19 protein-coding genes are annotated in these 23051 nt (G+C 68.7%); 6 read left to right on the plus strand and 13 right to left on the minus strand.

Annotation, left to right across the window (positions count from 1 at the left end; genetic code table 11):
- Window positions 1–72: 72 nt before the first annotated feature.
- Window positions 73–855, plus strand: coding sequence for an ABC transporter substrate-binding protein (locus tag E9536_RS03395; RefSeq protein WP_059693914.1), 783 nt, complete (start codon window positions 73–75; stop codon window positions 853–855).
- A gap of 1132 nt (window positions 856–1987) precedes the next feature.
- Window positions 1988–2374, plus strand: a complete 387-nt coding sequence (locus tag E9536_RS03410) for a GtrA family protein (RefSeq protein ID WP_059684456.1) — start codon at window positions 1988–1990, stop codon at window positions 2372–2374.
- 28 nt (window positions 2375–2402) lie between these two features.
- Here E9536_RS03410 and E9536_RS03415 read toward each other — a convergent pair whose 3' ends face one another.
- On the minus strand, window positions 2403–3875 hold the full coding sequence (locus E9536_RS03415) for a sigma-54 dependent transcriptional regulator (RefSeq protein ID WP_059693913.1): 1473 nt from the start codon (window positions 3873–3875) through the stop codon (window positions 2403–2405).
- 453 nt (window positions 3876–4328) lie between these two features.
- Window positions 4329–5246, minus strand: coding sequence for a metal-dependent hydrolase (locus E9536_RS03420; RefSeq protein WP_027791041.1), 918 nt, complete (start codon window positions 5244–5246; stop codon window positions 4329–4331).
- 582 nt (window positions 5247–5828) lie between these two features.
- Here E9536_RS03420 and E9536_RS03425 point away from each other — a divergent pair.
- From E9536_RS03425 to E9536_RS03435, 3 genes are all read left to right on the plus strand, one after another.
- Window positions 5829–6170: an FKBP-type peptidyl-prolyl cis-trans isomerase gene (locus E9536_RS03425; RefSeq protein ID WP_059693912.1), complete on the plus strand. Its 342-nt coding sequence runs from the start codon at window positions 5829–5831 to the stop codon at window positions 6168–6170.
- Between the two features lie 35 nt (window positions 6171–6205).
- Window positions 6206–6979, plus strand: a complete 774-nt coding sequence (locus E9536_RS03430; protein WP_027791039.1) for an AraC family transcriptional regulator — start codon at window positions 6206–6208, stop codon at window positions 6977–6979.
- A 200-nt stretch (window positions 6980–7179) separates the two neighbouring features.
- Complete coding sequence (locus E9536_RS03435) at window positions 7180–8628, plus strand: MFS transporter (protein WP_136469271.1); 1449 nt, start codon at window positions 7180–7182, stop codon at window positions 8626–8628.
- 10 nt (window positions 8629–8638) lie between these two features.
- Here E9536_RS03435 and E9536_RS03440 read toward each other — a convergent pair whose 3' ends face one another.
- Together E9536_RS03440 and E9536_RS03445 are read right to left on the minus strand one after the other, a co-directional pair.
- Window positions 8639–9574, minus strand: a complete 936-nt coding sequence (locus E9536_RS03440) for a hypothetical protein (RefSeq protein ID WP_136469272.1) — start codon at window positions 9572–9574, stop codon at window positions 8639–8641.
- 68 nt (window positions 9575–9642) lie between these two features.
- Window positions 9643–10113 (minus strand): helix-turn-helix domain-containing protein, encoded by a 471-nt coding sequence (locus tag E9536_RS03445; RefSeq protein WP_211097451.1) that lies wholly within the window; start codon window positions 10111–10113, stop codon window positions 9643–9645.
- Window positions 10114–10266: 153 nt separating this feature from the next.
- Here E9536_RS03445 and E9536_RS03450 point away from each other — a divergent pair, with 153 nt between their 5' ends.
- On the plus strand, window positions 10267–11502 hold the full coding sequence (locus tag E9536_RS03450; protein ID WP_136469274.1) for an MFS transporter: 1236 nt from the start codon (window positions 10267–10269) through the stop codon (window positions 11500–11502).
- Between the two features lie 130 nt (window positions 11503–11632).
- On the opposite strand, the gene E9536_RS03455 is transcribed toward E9536_RS03450, so the two are convergent.
- The 9 genes from E9536_RS03455 to E9536_RS03495 all read right to left on the minus strand — a co-directional run bounded on the left by E9536_RS03455 (window position 11633) and on the right by E9536_RS03495 (window position 23001).
- Window positions 11633–12799: a glycosyltransferase family 4 protein gene (locus E9536_RS03455; RefSeq protein ID WP_027791034.1), complete on the minus strand. Its 1167-nt coding sequence runs from the start codon at window positions 12797–12799 to the stop codon at window positions 11633–11635.
- Window positions 12799–13983 carry a glycosyltransferase family 4 protein gene (locus tag E9536_RS03460; RefSeq protein ID WP_048022243.1) on the minus strand — a complete coding sequence of 395 codons (1185 nt, stop codon included), beginning with the start codon at window positions 13981–13983 and terminating at the stop codon, window positions 12799–12801. The genes E9536_RS03455 and E9536_RS03460 overlap by 1 nt, the downstream gene beginning before the upstream one ends.
- Entirely contained in the window at window positions 13980–15446 is a 1467-nt protein-coding gene (locus tag E9536_RS03465; protein ID WP_059693905.1) for a glucose-6-phosphate isomerase, read from the minus strand. The genes E9536_RS03460 and E9536_RS03465 overlap by 4 nt, the downstream gene beginning before the upstream one ends.
- Before the next feature lie 10 nt (window positions 15447–15456).
- The gene (locus E9536_RS03470) at window positions 15457–16593 is read right to left on the minus strand and encodes a glycosyltransferase family 4 protein (protein ID WP_059693904.1); all 1137 of its coding nucleotides are present in this window, start codon (window positions 16591–16593) and stop codon (window positions 15457–15459) included.
- Between the two features lie 49 nt (window positions 16594–16642).
- Complete coding sequence (locus tag E9536_RS03475; protein ID WP_021163248.1) at window positions 16643–17602, minus strand: glycosyltransferase family 2 protein; 960 nt, start codon at window positions 17600–17602, stop codon at window positions 16643–16645.
- Window positions 17603–17666: 64 nt separating this feature from the next.
- The gene (locus tag E9536_RS03480) at window positions 17667–19892 is read right to left on the minus strand and encodes a polysaccharide biosynthesis tyrosine autokinase (protein ID WP_059693903.1); all 2226 of its coding nucleotides are present in this window, start codon (window positions 19890–19892) and stop codon (window positions 17667–17669) included.
- A 50-nt stretch (window positions 19893–19942) separates the two neighbouring features.
- Window positions 19943–21121: a polysaccharide biosynthesis/export family protein gene (locus tag E9536_RS03485; RefSeq protein WP_059684471.1), complete on the minus strand. Its 1179-nt coding sequence runs from the start codon at window positions 21119–21121 to the stop codon at window positions 19943–19945.
- The gene (locus tag E9536_RS03490; protein WP_027791027.1) at window positions 21115–21558 is read right to left on the minus strand and encodes a low molecular weight protein-tyrosine-phosphatase; all 444 of its coding nucleotides are present in this window, start codon (window positions 21556–21558) and stop codon (window positions 21115–21117) included. Before E9536_RS03490 ends, E9536_RS03485 begins: the two co-directional genes overlap by 7 nt.
- A gap of 30 nt (window positions 21559–21588) precedes the next feature.
- The gene (locus E9536_RS03495; RefSeq protein WP_027791026.1) at window positions 21589–23001 is read right to left on the minus strand and encodes a UDP-glucose/GDP-mannose dehydrogenase family protein; all 1413 of its coding nucleotides are present in this window, start codon (window positions 22999–23001) and stop codon (window positions 21589–21591) included.
- Between the last annotated feature and the right edge of the window lie 50 nt (window positions 23002–23051).

Here is a 23051-nt window from a genome sequence, read left to right on the forward strand (position 1 = left end):
GCGCGCAGATGCGGCTCGGGTCCGTGAAACCGTGTCGCACAGAACCGGAAGCACCCCGCCAAGGAACGCACCATGAAGAGACTGATTGCCGCTGTTTCGATCGCCCTGCTCGCGGTATCCGCAGGCCCCGCCGTCGCGAAGGACTGGACCACCATCCGCTTCGGCACCGACGCCAGCTACGCGCCGTTCGAGTCGAAGGCGCCCGACGGCAAGCTCGTCGGCTTCGACATCGACCTCGGCAACGAGATCTGCGCGCGCCTGAAGGCGAAGTGCGTGTGGCTCGAGAACGATTTCGACGGGATGATTCCGGCGCTGAAGGCGAAGAAGTTCGACGCGGTGCTGTCGTCGATGTCGATCACGCCGCAGCGTGCGCAGCAGATCGGCTTCACGACGAAGATCTACAACCAGCCGACGCGGCTCGTCGTGAAGAAGGGCTCGCCGCTGCAGCCGACAGCCGAATCGCTGAAGGGCAAATCGATCGGCGTCGAGCAGGGCACGACGCAGGAAACGTACGCAAAGGCGTACTGGGGCAAGCAAGGCGCGAACGTCGTGTCGTACCAGAACCAGGACGGCGTGTACGCGGACCTGACCTCGGGCCGCCTCGACGCGGCGCTGCAGGATGAAGTACAGGCCGCGATCGGCTTCCTGAAATCGTCGCGCGGCGCGAACTACACGTTCGTCGGCCCGGAGCTCGTCGACGAGAAGGTGCTCGGCATCGGCGCCGGCATCGGGCTGCGCAAGGAAGACACCGACCTGAAGGCGAAGATCGACGGCGCAATCCTCGACATGGTCAAGGACGGCACCTACAAGCGGCTCGCGTCGAAGTACTTCGACTTCGACATCTACGGCGGCTGAAACGGCGTCGCGCGCGTACGGGCGCCACTCCCGTCGCGCGCGTCCGACCGCCCCTCCCCTCACCACCGGACGGCAACGGCGTGACGCCGTTTGCCGTCGCATCGAATGCATCATCCGTCGCGCGCGCGGCAAGACCCTCGCGCCTCATTCGGATTGCAGATCAATCGTTCGCGGCGACGATGCCCGGCGCGAACGGATATCGTGCGGCTTCGGTCAATAGGCGAAGACCGGGCGTCGAGGTACCGGCGCCCGAGCGCACATGCCCTTGCGAATCGGGTTCGCGTGCAGGAAAGTACCGACCCGGCGCGGATGACCGGCAATCAGCCGGATCCGCCTCGCACCGGGCGCGGAGAGATGGCCTGTCGATGCATGCCGGCCGGCCGAGAGAACGACATGCGACCGGCGATGCTCCACATCACTGCGATCGCGGCCTGCCGGCCGCGGCGTGTGGCGATCGATCATTTTTCTACCCCGTATCAGTCTGATGGTTGTTCCGGCAACCGGACGAGGCCGGTGCCCCGACGATCAGGCGACGACGCTCCGTGCTCGCCGGAACGCGGCTGTTGCGCCGCGCTCCGCCGCCGCATCCCCGCGGACCGTGTCCTGGCCGGTACTGACAGGGTTCGCTGCCGAACCGGACGGACCGTGCATCGTCGACCTTCGCACGCCCACTTTCGCAAGGAGCGGGCCAGCTTCGCGCGAGCCTGTCCGGACAAGGGGCCGGCCGGGCAGCGTGGCGGCCGGAACGGGTGCCGAATGCGGGAAGTTGCGAAACTGAAACACGCGGCGCGCGGCACGCGCGGGCCCCGTGGCGGCCCTGGCTTGCCGGATAAGGCTGAACAATGAAGCACGGCATTTTTACCGATGGACGGCCGGCCATTCACGCCGATTCACCACGCAAATTCGCATGGCCGCCGACGCGAAATGTTTCATGCGCTTTACATGCCGCAGGCAGCACGCGGGCCGCGGGTTGCCCGCGCGATCCATCCGCCGGTACCGGGCCGGCCGGGCGCACGGCTATACTGCGAAACCGGCGTGCGTCGTGTTCGCATCGGCGCCTCCGGCCGGCGGATGCCGTGCCGCACGACGACGCCACACACACCGCCCCACCGCCCGAACGATCGCCCCGCCGATGATCCGTACCCTCTATATCGCCGAACGCGCCAGACTGATTCGCTTCGGTGTGTCGGGCCTCGGTTCGACCGCGCTGCACGCGTTGATCGCGGCCGCGATGTTCGCGCTGTTCGACGCGACGCCCGTGACCGCGAACGCGGTCGCGTTCGCCTGCTCGACCGCGTTCTCGTATCTCGCCAACACGCTGTGGAGTTTTTCGTCGCCCGTGACGTGGGGCAACTTCATGCGCTTTCTCGCCGTCGCGATGGTCGGCCTCGTCGTGACGATGCTGCTTGCGCACGGCGCCGTGACGCTCGGGCTGGCACGCGCGTGGAGCGTCGTCGCGGTCGTGCTGTGCGTGCCGCCCGTCACGTTCGTGCTGCACCGGCTCTGGACCTATCGCTGAACCGGCTCACGCGTCGCGCGTGCGCTGCTCAGCCGACCCGCTGATGCCCCGCGTCGCCCGACGGCGCGCCGTCGTGCCCGCCGTTGTCGCCGTTGTTGTCGTGGTCGTTCAGCCCGTGCTCGATCATCATCCGGTAGAGCGTCACCCGCGAAATGCCGAGTTCGGCAGCGGCCTTGTTGATGCGGTGATCGTTGCGCAGCAGCGCATTCTCGATCGCGGTGCGCTCGGCGAGCGCCCGCGCCTGTTCGAGCGTCACGGGTTCGGTTTCGCCCGGCGTATCGAGCCCGAGATCGTGCGGCGTCAGCAGCCGGCTCTCGGCCATCACGATCGCGCGCCGCACGCGGTTGATCAGCTCGCGCACGTTGCCGGGCCACTCGTAGCGCCGCATCGCGTCGAGCGCGGCCGACGTGAAGCCGCTGATCTTGCGACCGCTATCGGCCTTGTACTTCTGCAGCACGTAGTGCGCGAGGATGTCGATGTCCTTGCCGCGCGCGCGCAGCGGCGGCTCGTGGATGCGCAGCACGCACAGGCGGTGATACAGGTCGGCGCGAAAGCGCCCGGCCTCGACCGCGCCGTCGAGATCCACGTGGGTGGCCGAGATGATCCGTACGTCGACCGGAATCGATTCCTGCCCGCCGAGCCGCTCGATCTTCCCTTCCTGCAGGAAGCGCAGCAGGCTCGCCTGGCTTTCGACCGGCATGTCGCCGATTTCGTCGAGAAACAGCGTGCCGCCGTTCGCCGATTCGATCCGGCCCGCGCGACGCTGGTTCGCGCCGGTGAACGCGCCGCGCTCGTAGCCGAACAGTTCCGACTGCAGCAGGTGATGCGGAATCGCGCCGCAATTGATCGCGATGAACGGCCCCTTGCCTCGGCCGGAACGCTCGTGAATCGCAAGCGCCGTCAGCTCCTTGCCGGTGCCCGACTCGCCCGAGATGAACACGCTCGCGTCCGTCTTCGCGACCTTGCGGATCGTGCTGAACAGCTGCTGCATCGCCTCGCAGTTGCCGATCATCCCGTGTTCGCCGATCGACGCCGCGTAGGCCGCGCCATCGACGCGATCGAGCGCGGCCATCCCGCGCGCGTGGCCGAGCACGTGCGAAATCCACTCGTACGGCAACGGAAGGGTCACGTAGTCGAAGCAGTAGCTGCGGATCAGCTCGCGCACGGCCGGGCCGATCGTGATACCGGCCTGGGCGATGGAAATCCAGCCGATCGACGGCTGGCTCAGGCACGCCTTCAGCGCGGGATACTCGCGCGACGTGAACCCGGAGAAATCGACCAGCCCGGCAGCGACGCTCACGCCGGACGTCATGTTCTGCGCGGCGCCGGCTGTCTTCGCGACGGAGATTTCCCAGCCCAGCCCGCGCAGTTGCGCAAGCAACGGCTCGTCGGGCGAACGCATGATCACGAACAGCTTGCGTCCATCCTCGGGCGCGGTGACGGACACATGCGTCATCTCGGGCGCCGTGTGCCCGTTTGCGTCAGGTGACCTAGCAACCATCGTTGTTCCCCGCTTGGCATTGGTATCGCGCGCCCGGCTCGCCGCCGCGTGCGACGAACCTCGATCGAACCGACATATTGGCCGCATTTCCGTCCGAATAAAATCCCCCCGTGCATGAATCGCGCGTGAGGTGGACAGCGTCATCAACGGTATATCGATGTGGCCGGCGCGCGACTAGATGGGTGTTATCCCGGTGGCGTGCGCGGCGCGGGCGGTCCACGGGTGGCCGCGCGACGCGCAAAGCCGCGCCGGTGCTGGCGCACGGAGTTCGCGGGCGATGCGGCACCGACAGGATCGGCCCGCCCGCGCATGCGTGCGCGGCCGGTCGACCGGCCGCCGGGATGCCCGCCCGGCCGGTTCGAATTGATTTCGGTCAATCGTCAGAGGAAGCCGGCTGATGCAGGAACGCAACATGCTCGGCCCGATCCCGCGCACGCCGGCGCAGCGGAGGGGTCAACGGCCCGATGCGAGCGGCGCAGGCGCGTTCGCACGGCCACGGCCGGCCGGCGTGCCGCCGTGTTCGCCGTAGGCGGCGGCAAGCGCGTCGACGCGCGCGAGATGGTGATGATTGTCGTGATCCCACGGATGGAAGCCCGGTCGGAAGAAGCTCAGCCATTCGCCGGCGATGCGCGGGAACAGCCCGCGGCGCGGCCCGTACAGGAACGCGATCATCCGCAGCATGCCGCGCACGTGATGGCCGGCGCCGCGATCGCGCCACAGCAGCGTCGCGTGCATCAGGAACACGGTCGGCCAGAACGTCAGCGTCGTCAGCAGATACACGCCGATGCGGATCAGGTAACGACGCAGCCCCGGCGCCATCACGGTGTTCCACACGTCGAACGACACGGCCTTGTGCTCGGTTTCCTCGAGCGCGTGCCAGATCCACATCTGACGGTAGCCCTCGACCGAGCCTTCCAGGCGCGTCGGGTCGCGCAGCAGCCAGTCGGCGAGCATCGCCGTGTAGTGCTCCGCCGCGACCGTGTGCGCGAGCTGCACCGAATGCGGCAGCTTGCGCTTCATGTAGCCGAGCACCGCCCACACACGCTTGTCGAGCTTGCGCGCGGGCAGGTGGTTCGCCTGCATCAGCTCGTTGTACTCGATGTGCTCGCGCGTGTGCATCGCCTCCTGGCCGATGAAGCCGAGCACCTGCTGCTTCAGTACGGGATCGTCGATCCGGTCGCGATAGTTGCGCACCGAATCCATGAAGAAGCGCTCGCCGGCCGGGAACAGCAACGACAGCGCGTTGAAGAAATGGGTCACGTGCGACCCGAGGCCATGCCAGTCCTTCGCGCGTTCGACCGGCAGGTCGAAGCGCAGGTCGCGGCGCACCGGCATGATTCCGGCTGCGGTGGCGGAAGCGGCTGACTTCATGTTCATCGTTCTCCTGGTTCCGGAGCGGCCCGGCGCGTCGTCCGACGCGGCCGGCGCGGGCCCGGGCGGCGCATCGCGCACCGCCAAAATCTTGACATCGACAGCTGTAAAGATAGGCCGCCCGCGGCGGCGCGCGCAAGCCGCGCGGTAGATGCGCGCTTCCAAACAGGGCACGGTCGAAAAGGCGGAAAAAACGGCGTTCGAACGGCGTCCGGACACGGCGGGATTCGAACGCACGTGACCGCACGCGAGCCATTCGCGGCAGCCGGCACCGCATCGCTGCGGTGACCCGGAAGCCGCGCGTGGCGGGGCATTTCACGGAATCCGGCAACCCAGCGTGGCATGCGGCCGAGCACCCCGGTAGCACCGATTCATACGCGCGTCGCACTCGCGCGGTGCAACCTCGGTCGCGGGGTGGGCCGGAAATTCAAACGCGCGTTCCATTTGTGTTCCGCGCAATCGCGGCCGCGACGGCCCGCCGCCGTCCGCGATACGCGTGCGACCGGCCGAAAGCCATGAGCGGCGGCCCGCAGCGCGCTCGCCTACAATAGCGGTTTTACCCATCCTTTTTCAGGAGAAGTCATGTCTGTCATCACGACCGAATCGGGCCTCAAATACGAAGACCTGACCGAAGGCACCGGCGATGTAGCGCAAGCCGGCCGGACCGTCAGCGTCCACTACACGGGCTGGCTGACCGACGGTCAGAAATTCGATTCGAGCAAGGATCGCAACGACCCGTTCGCGTTCGTGCTCGGCGGCGGCATGGTCATCAAGGGCTGGGACGAAGGCGTGCAGGGCATGAAGGTCGGCGGCGTGCGTCGCCTGACGATCCCGCCGCAACTCGGTTACGGCCCGCGCGGCGCAGGCGGCGTGATTCCGCCGAATGCGACGCTCGTGTTCGAAGTCGAACTGCTCGCCATCTGACACGGCACACGAGCCCCCGGCTGACGCCCCGCCCCATGGCACACCTTCCGTCCCCCACCGTCGAGCTGCAACGCTACGACGCGCTCGAAGCGTCGGACGTGCACGACTTTCACCAGATCGTGCTCGGCATCGACGGCGCGATGGTGATGGCGGTGAACGGCGTCAGCCAGCGCCTCGACCGGCACCGCGCCTGGCTGGTTCCAGCCGGCGCGCGCCACGATTACGCGGGCCTCGGCGAGAATCGCCAGCTCGTGCTCAATCTTCCCCTCGCGTCACTCGCGGTGCCGCAGCGGCTGTTCGACAGCGCGCGCGCCGTGGCAATCGATCCGGCCCTGACGTCACTGGTCGCGCAGATCGCGGCGGCGGCCGCGCAATTCGAAGCGCCTGCCGCCGACGCGCCGCACGCGGCCGCGCACCGTTTCCAGTGGCAGGCCGCCGCCCGGCTGTGCGGCGCACTGCTCGACGAACGCGACATCCCCGCGCCCGCATCGGGCCTCGATTTCGCGCGCATCGACCGCTGGCTGCGCGCGCGGCTCGCCGAGCCGCTGCGCATCGCCGATCTCGCCGCGCACTGCGGCTACGGGATGCGCCGCTTTCATCAACTATTCGTCGATGCGTTCGGCGAAACGCCGCATCGCTACCTGCAGCGGCTGAGGCTCGACGCGGCCGTGATCCTGCTCGCGGATGGCCGGTATCCGCTCGTCGATATCGCCGGGATGGTCGGCTTCGCGGATCAAAGCACGTTTACGCATGCGTTCACGAAGCGCTTCGGCGTTGCGCCGGGTCGCTGGCGCGGCGAGCGCCATTGAACGCAGCCAGGGTTCCGCGCTGAGCGCGCGTCGACACGGGTCGTAGCGGCACGGTCGGGCACACGGCGCTCACGTCGGCCCGCGCAGCATTCTTCGCTCCTGCTTCGTCCCGCTCGCCGCCCTGCTGCTTCGTCCCCGGCGCTTCGACGCTTCACGCCCCACTGAAACATCGCCGGCCGGCCACGCCCTACGATTGGCGCATGGACACGACCATCCCCTCCTCCACCTTCCCGCCTGCGCTCGCCCGCGTCGTCGCGACCGTCAGCACCGGTTTCGTCGTCACGCAGCTCGACGTGACGATCGTCAACATCGCGCTCGCGCATCTCGCCGGCGACCTGCGCTTGCCCGTCGCCGGCCTGCAATGGGTCGTCGATGCGTACACGCTCGCGTTCGCGGTACTGATGCTGTCGGGCGGCGCGCTCGGCGACCGCTTCGGCGCGCGCCGCCTGTACATCGCCGGCCTCGTGCTGTTCGCGCTTGCGTCGCTCGCATGCGGCGCCGCGACCGCGCCCGCGATGCTGATCGCGGCGCGCGCACTGCAAGGCGTCGGCGCCGCGGCGATGCTGCCCAATTCGCTTGCGCTGCTCAACGACGCGTGCCGACACGACCCGCGCCTGCGCGCGCGGGCCGTCGGCTGGTGGACGGCGGCCGGGTCGATTTCGATCGCGGCCGGCCCGGTCGTCGGTGGCCTGCTGATCGCGGCGTGGGGCTGGCGCGGCATCTTCCTCGTGAACCTGCCGCTGTGTGCGGCCGGGCTGGCGGCCGCCTTTGCATGGATACCTGCGTGCCGTGCGGCGGCAACGCCGGCCGCGCCATCCCGCTCCGTCCGCGCACTCGACCTGCGCGGCCAGTTCATCGCGATCGCGATGCTGACCGCGTTGACCGGCGCCGTGATCGAATGGCGTCCGCTCGGCTTCACGCACCCGGTCGTCGCCGGCGGTTTCGCGCTGGCGGCGCTCGCCGCGCTCGCATTCGTCGCGGTGGAAACGCGAACGGCCACGCCGATGCTGCCGCTGTCGCTGTTCCGCCATCGCACGTTCAGCGCGGCCGTGCTGTTCGGGATCTGCGTGAACCTCACGTACTACGGCACCGTGTTCGTGCTCGCGCTGTACCTGCAGCGCGCACGCGGCGAATCGGCGTTGCAGGCCGGCCTCGCGTTCCTGCCGCTGACGGGCGGCTTCCTGCTGTCGAACCTCGCGAGCGGCCGCGTCGTGGCGCGTCACGGCCCGCGCGCGCCGATGCTGGCGGGCGCGCTCGTCGCCGCGCTCGGCTACGGATCGCTGCACCTCATCGACGCGTCGACGCCGCTGGCCGTCCTGCTCGTGCCGTTCCTGCTGATTCCGTCGGGCATGGGTTTCGCGGTGCCGGCGATGACGACCGCCGTGCTCGCGTCGGTCGCGCCCGAACGGGCCGGCATCGCGTCGGCCGTGCTGAATACCGCGCGGCAGGCCGGCGGCGCGATGGGCGTGGCCGCGTTCGGCGCACTCGCCGGCGGCGGCGGCGCGGCGCAGGTCGTGGACGGGTTGCGGATCGAAACGGCCGTGTCGGTCGCGCTGCTGGTCGCCGCCGCACTGCTCGCGACGCTGGTGCGGCCCGATGCGCATCGCGGCGCATCGTCCGTGCGTCAGGCCGTGCCGGCAGCCGATTGAACGGCTGCGGTCATGCGTCGCCGGGGTCCCGCTGGATCAGGTGACGCCACGGAAACACGTTGTCCTTGAAGTGACTCACGTAACCGCCGCTGCCGGCCTGGATCACCATGAACGACAGCCGCGGATGCAGCGCCTGCAGCGCCTCGAGCGCTTCCCGGTCGAGACAGGTGTTTCTCAGCGTCAGCGTGCGGAGCCGCTGGCCCGCACGGCTCTTCAGCAGGCGCTCGTAGGCGTCGAACGACGTCACGCTGCCGGCGGCGCGCTCGCGTTTCCACGTCGAATGCAAGGCGGTCGACTCGGAGAAATCGAGCCAGCCGAGCGACGGCAGGTTGTCGCAGTCCGCCAGATGGTCGATGAACTGCTGCGTGTCGTCTCCGCCGCCGATGCGCAGCCGCTCGAGATGCGCAAGCGGCACATCGAAGAATCGCGCATCGGGCGCGTTCGGCACCGTCAGCTCGGCGAGAAATGGCGCCTTCGCGGCAAAGCGGGCAATCTCGCCGCCCTCCTGTATGATCAGGTCGCGACGCACGATCATCGACTGGTTGTGATCGGCCGGCTCGGTCGGCCGCACGTACAGCGAGCGCAGCATCGGAAAGCGCGCATCCGAATCGAGCAGCGGCCCGAAATCCCATTCGCGCGTGCCGTTCGCCCCTTCGTCGATGCCGCTGAACGCGAGGTCGGTCACGAGATCCGCGACGTCCCGCAACGCCAGACACTGCAGCGTCCAGTCGAACGGTTCCTCCCAGGCGCCGCCGAAGTACCGGACGTGCAGCCCCGCCCGCATCGGCGCGACGGTGACATGGTTGAAATCGGTCTGCCACAGCGGCTCCGCGGGATCGGCATGGTCGCGCCCGTACTCGGCGCCCTCGCGCTCGCAGAAGTCGTGAATGCGCCGCTGCAGGTCGAGCAACAGCCGATAAGCGGCGGAATCCAGCGGATGGGACATGGCGATGCAGTTCCGGTCGGCAACGATCGCGACAGTCTATCCGACCGTGCAGCCGTCGCGCACGACGCTCATCGCCGCCGTGCGCCCGTTTCGTCGCCGACCTTCTTCACGACCGTCTCGCCCGCCTTCACCGGCCGGCCGTCGTCGTGGCGCAGCGCGAGCTTGCGGATCGCGCGCCCCGTCTGGCGGTCGACCAGCACCGAATGCGGCTCGCCTCGCGCGAACAGGTTCGCCTCGCCCCACTGTCGCAGCATCACGATCACCGGGAACAGCCCTTCGCCCTTCCTGGTCAGCACGTACTCCTGATACGCGCTGCCGTCCGACGCCGGCACGACGTCGAACACGCCCGCATCCACGAGCATCCTGAGCCGGTCGGACAGGATATTGCTCGCGACGCCGAGGCTCGCGCGGAAATCGCCGAACCGGCGCACCCCGTCGAACGCATCGCGCACGATCAACAATGCCCAGCGATCGCCGACGATTTCGGTCGCCCGTGCCACCGGGCACGGCGAATCCGCAAGACTTTTTTGCCTGGCCATATGCCTCTCCGCAATCGTGCCGGCCGCCTTCGCGGCAACGCCGGCCATCCGTGCACGGACGTCTCGCCCGCCGCACAACAGGTTGCATTTTAAAACCACTTTTCCTACACTCACACCAGTTTCAATTTGCAACTACTTTGCGCGAGGAAATCCATGGCGTCTTCCTGTCGTTCCGGCACCGTTGCATCGAACGCATCCGCGCCTGCCGCGCATCCGGCCGCGGTCGGCACCCTGTCCACGGCGCGCGTCGCGGCGCTGGCCGTCTGCTGCGCGGCCAGTGTCGCGAATGTCTACTACGCGCAGCCGCTGCTCGATTCGATCGCGCGGGATTTCGGCATGTCGCAGGCGGCCGTCGGCGGCGTCATCACCGCGACGCAGCTCGGCTGTGCGCTCGCGCTGCTGTTCGTCGTGCCCCTCGGCGACCTGCTGAACCGCAAGCGCCTGATCGCCGTGCAGCTTCTGCTGCTGACGGCGGCCTGCATCGGCGTCGCCGCATCGTCGACGCGCATTGCGCTGCTGGCAGGGATGGTCGCGGTCGGACTGCTCGGCACCGCGATGACACAAGGGCTGATCGCCTGCTCGGCCGCGCTCGCGGGCACCGGCGAACGCGGGCGCGTGGTGGGTGCCGCGCAAGGCGGTGTCGTGGTCGGGTTGCTGGCCGCACGCTCGCTGGCCGGCGTCGTCACCGACATCGCGGGCTGGCGGGCCGTCTATCTGGTATCCGGCGCGCTCGCGATCGCCATGCTCGTCGTGCTGTCGCGACTGTTGCCGGACGAGAACGGGCCGAGCGAGCGCATCGGCTACGCGGCGCTGCTGCGATCGATGGTGTCGCTGCTGCGCGACGAACGCGTGCTGCGCGTGCGCGGCGCGATCGCGCTGCTGATGTTCGCGGCATTCAGCATCTTCTGGAGCGCACTGGTGCTGCCGCTGAGCGCGCCGCCGCACGCGATGTCGCATACGCAGATCGGCGCCTTCGGCCTCGTCGGCGCACTGGGCGCGGCGGCCGCCGCCCGCGCGGGCCGGCTCGCGGATCGCGGGCGCGGCGAAGCGACGACCGGCGCCGCGCTCGCGCTGCTCGCGTGCTCGTGGCTGCCGCTCGCGTTCGGCGATTCGTCGATTGCATGGCTGGTGGTCGGCATCGTGCTGCTCGACGTCGGCGGGCAGGCCGTCCACGTCGTCAACCAGAGCATGATCCTCGGCACGCGGCCCGATGCGCACGCGCGCCTCGTCGGCTGCTACATGCTGTTCTATTCGGCCGGCAGCGGGCTCGGCGCGATTGCATCGACGATGACGTATGCGCGCGCCGGATGGACGGGCGTCTGCGTGCTCGGCGCGGTCGTGAGCATGGCGGCGCTCGGCGTCTGGGCCGCGACGCTCAGGCGCGCGTGAGACGTGCCGGCGTCGCGCATCGGATCGGGAGAACCAGCCGGCCCTGCGCAGGCGGCCGGCACGCGAACCGGCCGCGCATGCGCACCGGTTCGGCTTCCCGTTCGGCGCGCAGATCGCGCGCCACGGGCGCTCAACCTGCCGCCCGGATCGCCTCTTCGTACACGCCGGCCACGCGCCGCGCGATCACCGCGTTGTCGAAATGATCGCGTGCATAGCGCTTGCACGCGGCCTCGTCGGGCAGCGTGATCGCGCCCGACAGCGCGGCACCGAGCCCTTCCGCGATCGCGTCCGCGCCGGTGGACGGCAGCACGAGATCGTCGGACAGCCCGGCCACCGCCTCCGGCAGCCCGCCGACTGGCGTGACCAGCACGGGCGTGCCGGACGCGAGCGATTCGACGGTGATCAGCCCGAAGCCTTCGAGCGCGACCGTCGGCACGACGCTGACCGTCGCCGCGCGGTACAGCGCGGCGAGATGGTTGTCCGGCACGAAGCCGAGCAGCTTCACGTTGTCCTGCAGGCCTGCCGCATCGATGCGCTGCTGCAGTTCCTCGCCGATCTTGCCCTTGCCGGCGATCAGCAGCAGCACGTCCGGGTGACGGTGCTTGAGGAGGCCGATCGCGTCGATCAGGTCCTCCAGCCCCATGCGCCGCACGAGCCGGCGCACGGCCAGCACGATCGGCCGGTCCTGCGGCAGTTGCAGCTTGTGCCGCGCCTCGGCGGGCGTGAGCGGCGTGTCGAACTGCGCGGTATCGACGCAACCGGGAATCACGCGCACACGCGACGGATCGATCCCGTAGCGGTTCGTCAGGATCTGGCCGAACGCCTGCGACAGCACGATCAGCCGCGACGAACGCGTATAGACGGCCTGCTCGAGATAACGCTTCGCGCGCTGGCCGAGCGACGCGGCGCCCTCGACCTGGCTTTCGTCGGCCCACGGCCCCTGGAAGTGCGACACCTGCGGAATCCCGCGCGTGACGTCGAGGCCCGGGAACGTGTACAGCGCGAAGTGCGACGAGATCACGTCCGGCCGCTCGCTGCGGATCTCCTCGCGCAGCGCGCGCCGCGCGGCGAGCATGCGGCGCGCGAGCGGCTCCGATGCGGGGCCGAAGCCCTGGATCGCGCCGCCCGTGTCGTCGGCGACCTTCTGCGAGCCGGCGACGAGCCCGCGCACCTCGACGCCCGCGCCCGGCAGCGCGCCGACGAGCGAGTAGTACATCCGGTCGAGGCCGCCCGCGCGTTCGGGGAACCAGTGCATGCCGATCTGCAACGATTTGATCGGCCGGGAAGAGTGGGACATTACGATTGCTCCTGCGTCACTGCATGCTCGACCCGCTCGAAGGCGGACGGCTGCGTGGGTTGGCCGATGCGCCGGTAGAGCGCGACATACTGGGCGCCCATGTGCGCCCAGCCGAAACGGGTCATCAATTCGCGGGCCGCGTCGCCCATCGCGCGGCACGTGTCGCGCGACGCCGCGAGCGAGCCGATCGCCTGCGCGAGCGCGGCCGGATCGTCCGGGTCCTCCAGCACGATCCCGCATTCGCGCGTGATGATTTCGGCGCCGCCCGCCGTACGCGCGGTGACGACCGGCAGCCCGGCCGCCATCGCCTCCAGCAGCGACAGGCTCATCGCTTCGTAGCGCGACGGGAATACGTAGGCGTCGACCGAGCGCATCAGCGTCGGCATGTTTTTCACGAGACCGAGGAAATGCACGCGCGCATCGATGCCGAGCGCGCGCGCCTCTTCCGGATACGGGCTGCCGGGCAGATAACCGGCCACCGCCAGGTGCACGTTCGCGGGCAGCTTCGTCAGCGCCTTCAGCACCGTGCCGAGGTTCTTGCGCGGCGTGCGCAGGTCGCCGACGAACAGCAGCAGGAACGCGTCGTCCGGCAGCTTGAACGCCGCGCGGTCGGCCTGCGCACCGGCGAACGCGCTGCCGTCGACGCCGTTGTAGATCACGCTGATCTTGCGGCTGTCGATGCCTAGCCCGGCGATCTCGTCGGCCACCTTCTGCGACACGGCGGTGATCGCGCGCGACCGCTTGTACGCCCAGCGCTCGAGCGTGGTGTTCACGCGCGTATAGACGTACTGATAGGCCGACCACAGCCCCTTCGTCGGCCCGAACGGATAGTACGGACTCTTGAACCAGCCGCCGTGCACGAAGTGCGCGGTATTCACGTCGGCCTTGATCCACGAGATGAAGCCGTTCACGTGCAGCACGTCGTATTCGCTGCGGTGCGCGCGCAGCCAGGCCGCGCTCTTCAGCGCGAACACCTGCTGCTTGACGAGATTCGACGGCCAGAAGCCGCCGACCTTCACCGGCACCCAGCGCACGCGCGGGTCGGCCAGCAGCTCGGGCGCGACGTGCGACGCGACCAGCGTGACCTCGTAGTTCTCGGCCAGCGCCGCGCGCGCGATTTCGTAATTGACGCGGCCCTGGCCGTCGTTATGTCGCACGACGTGCGTGACGATCGCGATTCTCAATGGTCGCCTCCCCGTGAATGCGCGGCGGCCAGCAGGCGTTGTGCCTTTTGCCAGTGCGCCGCGGCTAGTATCGAAAAAATGGCTGTGAACATCAGCAGGCCGCCCGTGCCGATCAGCGAGTTCGTGAACACGAGCATCGCGAAGGTCGACAGGCACAGGCTCAGGCACGCGCCGACGAACTTGTCATTGCGCAGCTTGAATGCCGCACGCAGCGTGCGGCCGAACAGCATCACGACGCCGGCGAGATACAGCAGCGTGCCGGGCCAGCCGAGCACGAACGGCACGTTCATCACGCCGCTGTCGAAGCTGCCGTACTTGCCGAGCTCGCCGCTGTCGCTCGACAGCTTCGTGGATGCACCCGTCGCGCCCATCCCCTCGCCGGCGACGTCGGTGAACGCCGTCTGCGCGAAGGTGGCGTAGAACTTGTTGCGGTCGTCGTAGCTGCGGTCGTCCTTCAGGTTCGTGATCGACTGCAGGCGCGCGCCGAGACGGTCGGCCACCGGCCCGACGGTCAGGAGCGGCACGCACAGCCCGACCAGCACGACGCCGCTGATCAGGATCCGCATCCGCACGCGGTTGCTCGACTGCACGAGCTGGATCGCGAGCGCGATCACCCAGCCGCCCCAGGTCGAGCGCACGAGACACAGCGCGAACGACACGAAGCCGGCCGCGCCCGCGAACCAGCGGATCTTCTGCGGCGCGGCGAACACGAACACCAGCGCGCCCATGATCGCGAACGCGAACGGCCCGGACGAGTTCATCGTGCTGAACACGCGCACGCCGTACGGCACCGGCTCGCCCTGCGAACCCATGTCGGAGCCGATCATCCACAGCACGTCCCACTGCGGCATCACGAAGTACTGCACGACGCCGTACAGGCCCATCACGAGCATGCCCCACATGAACGTGGACAGCAGCACATCGCGGTATTCGGGATAGTCGCGGGCGTTGACCATGATGTGAAAACCGATCAGCACCGGGTACACCCAGTTCGCGAGGTCGTAGGTCGCGGCCATCACGCCGCTCGATACGATCCCGACGAGGTACGCGTACGCGAGCCCGAACAGCATCAGCAGGATCGGGATTCCGCGCCGCTGCGCGAGCACGCGGTAATGCCGGATCAAACCCAGGCCGGCGATCATCGTCACCGCGAGCGGCGCGACCTGGATCAGGCTCGTCGGCGTGAACGCGCCCTTCGACCAGTCGGCGAGACGCCGCACTTCCGGGCTCAGGAACCACACCCACCACATGAAGCCGACGTAGCGCGCCGGACTCTTGAAATACAGCCAGATGCCGACCGCGATGGCCAGCACCGGAAACGCGAGCGTCAGCACCTTGCCCTGGTGAATGGCGATCAGCGCGGCGGTGAAGGACCACAGCCCGGCCTGCCCGACCCAGTGCTTCCTCTCGGGCAGCCAGTTGCGGCGGCGCGACGGTGCGCGTTCGGCAGCAATCGTACTCATCGATCCGCTCTCACCGCGACGACGGGCGCGAATCTGCGAGCGGCATCGCCAGGCCCGCCGCCGCCGGCGTCCGACGCCGGCGCAGCATGTCGCGCGTGATCCGCACGTGCTGCTCGGCGAACGCCTGCGTGGTCAGGTCGCGCTCGCGCAGGCACGCGGCGGCGGCCCGCGCGCAGCCCAGCGCCGCGACCGGATCGGCCGCGAAGCGATCGGCGGCCTGGCGCATCGCCTGTGCGTCGAAGGCCGGCACATAGGCGGCCGTATCGTGCGGGAAATAGTCGCTGAGCCCGCCGACGTCGGACACGATCATCGGCTTGCCGACCGCGGCCGCCTCGAGCATCACGGTGATGCCCGACGCGTGGAAATTCGGCCGCAGCGGCACGACGATCACGTCGGCCCATGCGTACAGTTCGTGCTGCTTCGCGAGCCCCGACGCCGAGCCGATCTTCACGTTCGGTGCATGCCACTCGCGCGGCACGCGGCGCCGGGTCGCCAGCCGCACGTCGTAGCGCGCGTCGCCGCCGAACGCGGCGAGGAACGTGCGCCAGTCGCGGTCGCGGTCGTTGCCGATCGCCGCGATCCGCAGCGGCCGGTTCGGTTGCCATTGCTGCGGCTCGACGATCGGGAAATCCTGCGTGTTCAGCCCGTAGTAGACGAACTCGGCTTCGCGGCCCAGATAACGGCGGCACAGGTCGGCGTTGTCGCGGGCCAGCGTGGTCAGCGCGTCGGCGCGCGCGATCAGCTTGCGGTACAGCCAGCGGCGCGGGCCGCCGAAGCTGCCCCACTTGTCGAACAGCCACACGCTCTGCGCGAGCAGCAGCGGACGCTTGCCCTGCTCGCCGGCCAGCTTCAGGATCAGCGACGCCGCAAGGTGCTCCTGCTCCGTATGCGTCCAGATCACGTCGGTGTTCAGCAACGCGGCACGGTTGCGCCATGCATGCACGACGTCGAAGCCGAGCGCCGCCTTCAGCGCGCGGCGCACGAGGCTGGCGACGCGGCTCTCGCCGCCGTCCTGCGAATAGGTCAGCCGGAATTCGTCGGATTCGGCGTGGTGATAGCCGTACAGGCAGCCGATGTTCTCGCCTTTCCGGTAGGTACGCGGATCGGCGCCGTGGAACAGATGGACATGGACCTTGGTTGCAGTCATTCGAGCCCTTCTCCGGGTTCGGCCGCGCGGCGTTGCGCGCGCGGCTCGTTCAAGACGTCACCGGCGGCATCGCCGCACGGTGGGGGGCAAGGTTCGCGCGGCGGGCATCGCGCGCGCCGCGGCGTACCGCGCGCCAGTGCTCGCGGATCCGCTCGCGCTTCGCCGTATGCAGCGACAGCAGCACGTGCGCGAGGCCCGGGTAGACGCGCGTACCGACCAGCGTCCACCACCACCACGCGATTTCGCGCCGCACGGGCGGCAGGTGCTCGCGCAGGATCAGGTGCAGGTTGTACGCGCCGTTGCTGATCGCATTCAGCGACGCGGCATCGCGCCGGTCGTCGTCGAAGCGTTCCGCCGGAAAATGATCGACCGCGATCGCCGGGTCGTAGACGAGCTTCCAGCCGTTGCGCTGCACGTGCATGCTGAAACCCATGTCGTTGTGCACCTGCGCACCGGCGCCGCGCAGCCGCGTGTCGAAGCGCAGCCGCTCGATCGCGGCACGGCGGTAGCTCATGTTCGCGCCTTTCAGCATGTCGACTTCGCGCATGCCGCCGACGCCCAGGTGATGATTGCCGACGATCTTGCCGGACAGCGTGAGCTGGCCCACGAGCTCGCGCGATTCGTCGAGCACGCGGCCCTTCTCGTGCACCCAGTCGCGGCCGCCGACCGCGCCCACGCGCGGGTCGGCCTCGAACGCCGACTCGACGCGGGCGAGCCAGTCGGGATGCGGCGCCGCGTCGTCGTCGGTGATCGCGACGATGTCGCCGTTCGCCGAGTCGAGCCCCTTGTTCAGCGCGGCGACCTGGCCCGGCACATCGACCGGCACGATGCGCAGCGGCAGCGCGCCGCCGACCGCCGGATCGGCGAGCCGTTCGTGCGTGGCATCGTCCTCCGGGCGCGCGACGACGATCACCTCGTCGGGCAGCCGCTGCTGCCGCTGCAGCGCCAGCAGGCAGCGCGCGAGGTCGGCGGGGCGCCGATAGGTCGGAACGAGCACGGAAATTTTCATCGTTGGTTCTCCTGTCGGCCGGGCAGGCGGCACGCGCGGCCCGCCCGGTTACGTGCGATTCGGATCAGGCGCTCAGGTATTCATGCACGGCCGCATAACCGCGGCCGTAGCCGCGCGCCTTCGGCGGCACGCCGTTGAAGATCCCGCCTTCCAGATCGACGCCCGCGGTACGCAGGCGCTTGATCGCGTCGGCGATCTCGCCTTCGGTATGCATGCCCGAGCGCAGCACGAGGAACGTCGAGCCGGCCATGCGGCCGATGATGGTCGCGTCGGTCACCGCCAGCACCGGCGGCGAATCGATCAGCACGACGTCGTAGCGCTTGCCGAGCCCTTCGAGGTATTGCGGCAGGCGCGTCGACATCAGCAGCTCCGACGGGTTCGGCGGGCGCGTGCCGGCCGAGATGAACGACAGGCCCTGCACCGGTGTCTCGCGCACGGCGTCCTCAAGCGCCGACTGGTCGCTCAGCAGCTCGGACAGGCCCGGCTGCGAGGTGAGGCCGAAGTAGCGGTCGAGCAGGCCGCGGCGCATGTCGGCGTCGATCAGCAGCACGCGCTTGCCCGAATGCGCGAGCAGCACCGCGAGGTTGACCGTCAGGAAGCTCTTGCCGATGCCGGGCGTCGGGCCCGTCAGCACGATCACGCGGTTCTTCGCGTCCATCATCGCGAACTGCATCGCGGTACGCAGGCTGCGCAGGCTCTCGACGCTCAGATCCTTCGGACGCAGGCTCGCGAGGATCGGCCGTGTGCGGCTGCCGCTCTTCTCGGCCGCCGCGTCGAGCTTCACCTGCTCGGCGCTTTGCGGCACCAGCCCGTACAGCGGCAGGTTGAACGTGCGCTCGATGCGGTCGGGGTCCTCGATGCCCTGGAACAGGTTGCGGCGCAGGAACACGACGCCGGTGCCGAGGATCAGCCCGAGGAACACCGCGGCCGACAGGATCAGCACCTTCTTCGGCTTGACCGGGGCGCCCGGACGCAGCGCGGAGTCGACGAGGTGGATGTTGCCGCCCGTGCCGGCCTTCTGCACCGACAGCTCCTGCACGCGGTTCAGCAGCAGCACGTAGATGTCCTCGGCGACCTTCGCGTCGCGCTGCAGCTGGACGGCCTTCACTTCGGTGGCCGGCAGGCTGCGGAAGCGGTTGCTGAACTTGTCCTTCTCGCCCTGCAGCTCGGCGAGCTGCTGCTTCGCGGCGATCACCATCGGGTGCGAATCGGTGAAGCGCTGCGCGAGCGACGCGAGCTGCAGGCGCTGCGCGGCGATCTGCTGCTCGTACTGCACGCTGCCCTCGAGGTAGACCTTCGCCTCGTCGCTCGCGTTGATCGAGCCCGACGTGCGCTGGTACTGCGTCAGCGCGGCTTCCGCCCGTTCGAGGTCGGCCTTCAGGCGCGGTTCCTCGCCCTTCAGGAAGTCGAGCATCTTGGTCGCTTCGGCCTGCTTCGCGACCACGTGCTGGTTCAGGTACGACTGCGCGAGCGCGTTCGCGATCGCGGCGGTCTGGTCCGGGTCCTTGCCTTCGAGCGAGATCTGCACGACGCCCGTCTGCTTGCCCTGCTCGGTCACCTGGATGCCGGCCTGGAAGCCGCTGATCGCGTCGAGATCGTTGTAGCGGACCACCGTGAACTGCGTGCCGGGGCGCGCGACGAGCTTCGACACGAGCAGCGTCACGCCGCCGCCCTGCGTCGATTCGCCGACCTGGCCCGACAGCAGCCGCGTGCCGTTCTGGTCGACGAGCGAATAGGTGCCGTTCGGGCCGGCCGTCAGCGTCAGCTTCTTGCCTTCGAGCGCGGGCACGACGCTGATCGAATCGACGTCGGCGACTTCACCGCCCCATGCATACGATTGCAGGCCGAGCCACGGCCGCGACGGCGTGCCCGGCGTCGCGACACGCGCGGCGAGGCTGCCGATCAGCGGCAGCGTCTTCGGCACGACCGAGAAATTCAGCTTGAACTGGTCGACCACCGGCGCGACGACGCCGCGGCTCTTGATGATCTCGATTTCCGCATCGGTCTGCGCCTGCTGCGGACCGGAGTTGATCGTCGCGCCGGTCTGCGTCTGCGTGAGCGCCTGCGACGTGTTGTCGTTGCTCTCGACCCGCACGTGCACGTCGGCCTGGTACACCGGCTTCGCGACGTAGCAGTAGAGGCCGGCGAGCGCGACGACCGTCACCGCGATGCCGAGCAGCAGCCAGATGTCGTCCATGATCACCTGGAGCAACTGGCCGAGGACGACGTCCTCTTCCTCGGTTTTCACGGACAGATCCGCGTAGGAGTGTTTCGCTTGCGTGTTCACCATTCGTTCCCGCTTGAGTGGTGCCGGGGCGGAGGTGCCGCCCCGGCGGGCTATCAGCGCGTGATTTGCCGCATGTAGAAGATCGTCTGGATCGTCGGCAACACCTGCTGCAGCACTCGGTTGAACTGCACCGAGCTGGCCGTGCTGACGTAGACCACATCGAGCGGCTGAAGCGGGAAGCGGCTCGACAGCATCAGCGCATCGGGCTGCGTCATGTCGAGACGGAACACTTCAGGCTTCGTCGGGTTGTCGCGCATGCCGCGCATCACGTAGATCTTGCGCGGGTTCGCGTCGGTGTCGAGGATGCCGCCGCCGGCCGTCAACGCGTCGGCGATGGTCAGCTTGCCCTTGAGCATCGGCACCGTGACCGGCGTCTTGACCTCGCCCATGATGAACACGCGGCTGTCGCTGCGGTCCGGCACGTTGATGATGTCGCCCTGCTGCAGCATCACGTTCTGCCGCACTTCGCCGCGGTCGAGCACGCCGTTCGCGTCGAGCGTGTAGAGCTTGCCGTCGCGCGTCAGGCGCACGCGCTGCAGATCGGCGTCGGTGGTCGAGCCGCCCGAACGCGAGATCGCGTCGACCAGCGTCAGCGGCACGTCGCTCATCGCGAGCGGGCCCGGCGTCTTCACCTCGCCGGTCACCTGCACCTTCTGGCTGCGGAACGACAGCACGCGCACGTCGAGCTGCGGATTCTTCACGTAACGCGCGAGTCGCGTGGCCAGCTCGTCACGGGTCTGCGCGATCGTCTTGCCCGCCACGTGGATGCGGCCGACGAACGGGAAGAAGATCGTGCCGTCGGCGGACACCGTCTGGCCATAAGGATCGGCCTGGCCCGGCAGCGACGACGAATAGGGTTGCTGCAGCGCGCCCGCGATCGTCTGCGTCGTGTTGCCGCCGCTCGAGAACGACTGGCCCTGCGGCGTCGTCAGCTCCGGGTGGTCCCAGACGGTGACGCCGAGGATGTCCTGCGGCCCGATGCGGTACACGTATTGCGACGGATCGGTATAGCGTCCGGGCGGCAGCGGATGGTCGACCTGCGCCTTCTGCAGCTGGTCCATCACCACTTTGGCGTCGATGTAATGAACCGGATAGGTCTCGGCCGCTTGCTGGCGGCCTTCGTCCTTCAGGTTCGACGAGTCGAGGTAGTTGCCGGGCGCGGTTGCACAGGCTGACAGGAAGGTCGTCAGCGCGACGGCAAGCGCCACCGGGCGCATCGGGCGTTTCAGCATAGTTTCTGTAGCCATCCTTGAACCAGACGTTCGATCAGTGAGTAGCTCTCGCGGTAATCGGCCTCGGGGCCGCCGTGCGGATCGGCAATCTCGGCCCCTTCCCACTTGCCGAGCAGGTGGACCTTGCCGCGCGCGAACGGATCGACCTTTTCGACGGCCGCGATCTGTCCGCGCTCGCTGACGAGAATCAGGTCGGCGTCGCGCACGATCCGGCGCGACAGCCGCCGCGAGCGGTGGGTCGTCGCATCGACGCCCCGCTCGGCGAGCAGCTGCCGCATCACCGGATCGATGCCGTCGCCGTCGTTCGCATGCACGCCGGCCGAATGGAACGTCGGGCGCGGGCCGCCGCGCGACGCGGCGTGCGACTTGAACAGCATTTCCGCTGCCGGGCTGCGGCAGACGTTCGCGTGACAGACGATCAGGATGTTCCGGAACATGGCGTCTCGTAACGAGTGACGGGAAACGGGTTACGCGCTCGCGGGCGCGGTGCCCGGCACACGCGCGGCGACGGCCTGGCGCGAGCCCGGCCGGCCGATCGGGTGGTATTCGATGCCCAGCTCGGTCATCGTCTCCGGCTCGTACAGGTTGCGGCCGTCGAAGATCACCGGCGCTTTCCACAGGCGGCCGAGCGCGACGAAGTCGGGGCTCTTGAAGATCTTCCATTCGGTGACGATCACGAGCGCGTCGGCATCGCGCGCGGCCTGCGCTTCGTCGTCGACGAAGCTCAAGCGCTCGAGCCAGCTCGGGTGATCGGCGAGATCGAGCGCGATCACGCGGCGCGCTTCCTCCTGCGCGACCGGGTCGTACGCGGCGATGCGCGCCCCGCGCGACAGCAGCTCGGCGATCAGCTCGCGGCTCGGCGCTTCGCGCATGTCGTCGGTGTTCGGCTTGAACGCGAGGCCCCAGATCGCGAACGTGCGGCCGGTCAGGTCCTCGCCGAAGCGGGCGACGATCTTCTCGGCAAGCACGCGCTTTTGCGTGGCGTTGACCGACGACACGGCCTTCAGGATCTGCAGTGCCTGCCCGTGCTCGTCGGCCGTGCGGATCAGCGCCTCGACGTCCTTCGGGAAGCACGAGCCGCCGTAGCCGCAGCCGGCATACAGGAAGTGATAGCCGATGCGCGGATCGGAGCCGATCCCGCGCCGCACGGCCTCGATGTCCGCGCCGAAGCGGTCGGCGAGGTTCGCCAGCTCGTTCATGAACGAGATGCGGGTCGCGAGCATCGCGTTCGCCGCGTATTTCGTGAACTCGGCCGAGCGCACGTCCATGTACAGCGTGCGTTCGTGGTTGCGGTTGAACGGCGCATAGAGCTTCTTCATCAGCTCGCGCGCGCGCTCGCCCGGCACGTCGTCGTCGCAGCCGATCACGATGCGGTCCGGCCGCGTGAAATCGTCGACCGCCGCGCCTTCCTTCAGGAATTCCGGATTCGACACGACCGAGAACATCTGGTCGCCGCCGCGCTTCGCGAGCTCTTCCGCCACCGCCGCGCGCACGCGCTCGGCCGTGCCGACCGGCACCGTCGACTTGTCGACGATCACCTTGAAGCCCGTCATGTAACGGCCGATGTTGCGCGCCGCCGCGAGCACGTATTGCAGGTCGGCCGAGCCGTCCTCGTCGGGCGGCGTGCCGACCGCGATGAACTGCACGTCGCCGTGCGCGACCGCGGCCTCGATATCGGTCGAGAAGCGCAGGCGGCCCGCCGAGCGGTTGCGCGCGATCACTTCCTTGAGGCCCGGCTCGTGGATCGGCACGCCGCCGTTGTTCAGGATGTCGATCTTTGCCTGGTCGACGTCGAGACAGAACACGTCGTGCCCGATGTCGGCGAGACAGGCGCCGGTGACAAGACCTACGTAACCGCTGCCGATGATAGTCAGATTCATGATGTGTCGGACCTCTTGACCAATGATTCGAAATTCGTAAAACCGCGATG

The organism is Burkholderia sp. LS-044, from assembly GCF_004803625.1.
In the GTDB taxonomy this organism is placed as follows: Bacteria; Pseudomonadota; Gammaproteobacteria; order Burkholderiales; family Burkholderiaceae; genus Burkholderia; species Burkholderia cepacia.

Coding starts and splice junctions, on each gene's coding strand:
- E9536_RS03395 (WP_059693914.1), top strand. CDS start 73: ATGAAGAGACTGATTGCCGCTGTTTCGATCGCCCTGCTCGCGGTATCC.
- E9536_RS03410 (WP_059684456.1), top strand. CDS start 1,988: ATGATCCGTACCCTCTATATCGCCGAACGCGCCAGACTGATTCGCTTC.
- E9536_RS03415 (WP_059693913.1), bottom strand. CDS start 3,875: ATGGTTGCTAGGTCACCTGACGCAAACGGGCACACGGCGCCCGAGATG.
- E9536_RS03420 (WP_027791041.1), bottom strand. CDS start 5,246: ATGAAGTCAGCCGCTTCCGCCACCGCAGCCGGAATCATGCCGGTGCGC.
- E9536_RS03425 (WP_059693912.1), top strand. CDS start 5,829: ATGTCTGTCATCACGACCGAATCGGGCCTCAAATACGAAGACCTGACC.
- E9536_RS03430 (WP_027791039.1), top strand. CDS start 6,206: ATGGCACACCTTCCGTCCCCCACCGTCGAGCTGCAACGCTACGACGCG.
- E9536_RS03435 (WP_136469271.1), top strand. CDS start 7,180: ATGGACACGACCATCCCCTCCTCCACCTTCCCGCCTGCGCTCGCCCGC.
- E9536_RS03440 (WP_136469272.1), bottom strand. CDS start 9,574: ATGTCCCATCCGCTGGATTCCGCCGCTTATCGGCTGTTGCTCGACCTG.
- E9536_RS03445 (WP_211097451.1), bottom strand. CDS start 10,113: ATGGCCAGGCAAAAAAGTCTTGCGGATTCGCCGTGCCCGGTGGCACGG.
- E9536_RS03450 (WP_136469274.1), top strand. CDS start 10,267: ATGGCGTCTTCCTGTCGTTCCGGCACCGTTGCATCGAACGCATCCGCG.
- E9536_RS03455 (WP_027791034.1), bottom strand. CDS start 12,799: ATGTCCCACTCTTCCCGGCCGATCAAATCGTTGCAGATCGGCATGCAC.
- E9536_RS03465 (WP_059693905.1), bottom strand. CDS start 15,446: ATGAGTACGATTGCTGCCGAACGCGCACCGTCGCGCCGCCGCAACTGG.
- E9536_RS03470 (WP_059693904.1), bottom strand. CDS start 16,593: ATGACTGCAACCAAGGTCCATGTCCATCTGTTCCACGGCGCCGATCCG.
- E9536_RS03475 (WP_021163248.1), bottom strand. CDS start 17,602: ATGAAAATTTCCGTGCTCGTTCCGACCTATCGGCGCCCCGCCGACCTC.
- E9536_RS03480 (WP_059693903.1), bottom strand. CDS start 19,892: ATGGTGAACACGCAAGCGAAACACTCCTACGCGGATCTGTCCGTGAAA.
- E9536_RS03485 (WP_059684471.1), bottom strand. CDS start 21,121: ATGCTGAAACGCCCGATGCGCCCGGTGGCGCTTGCCGTCGCGCTGACG.
- E9536_RS03490 (WP_027791027.1), bottom strand. CDS start 21,558: ATGTTCCGGAACATCCTGATCGTCTGTCACGCGAACGTCTGCCGCAGC.
- E9536_RS03495 (WP_027791026.1), bottom strand. CDS start 23,001: ATGAATCTGACTATCATCGGCAGCGGTTACGTAGGTCTTGTCACCGGC.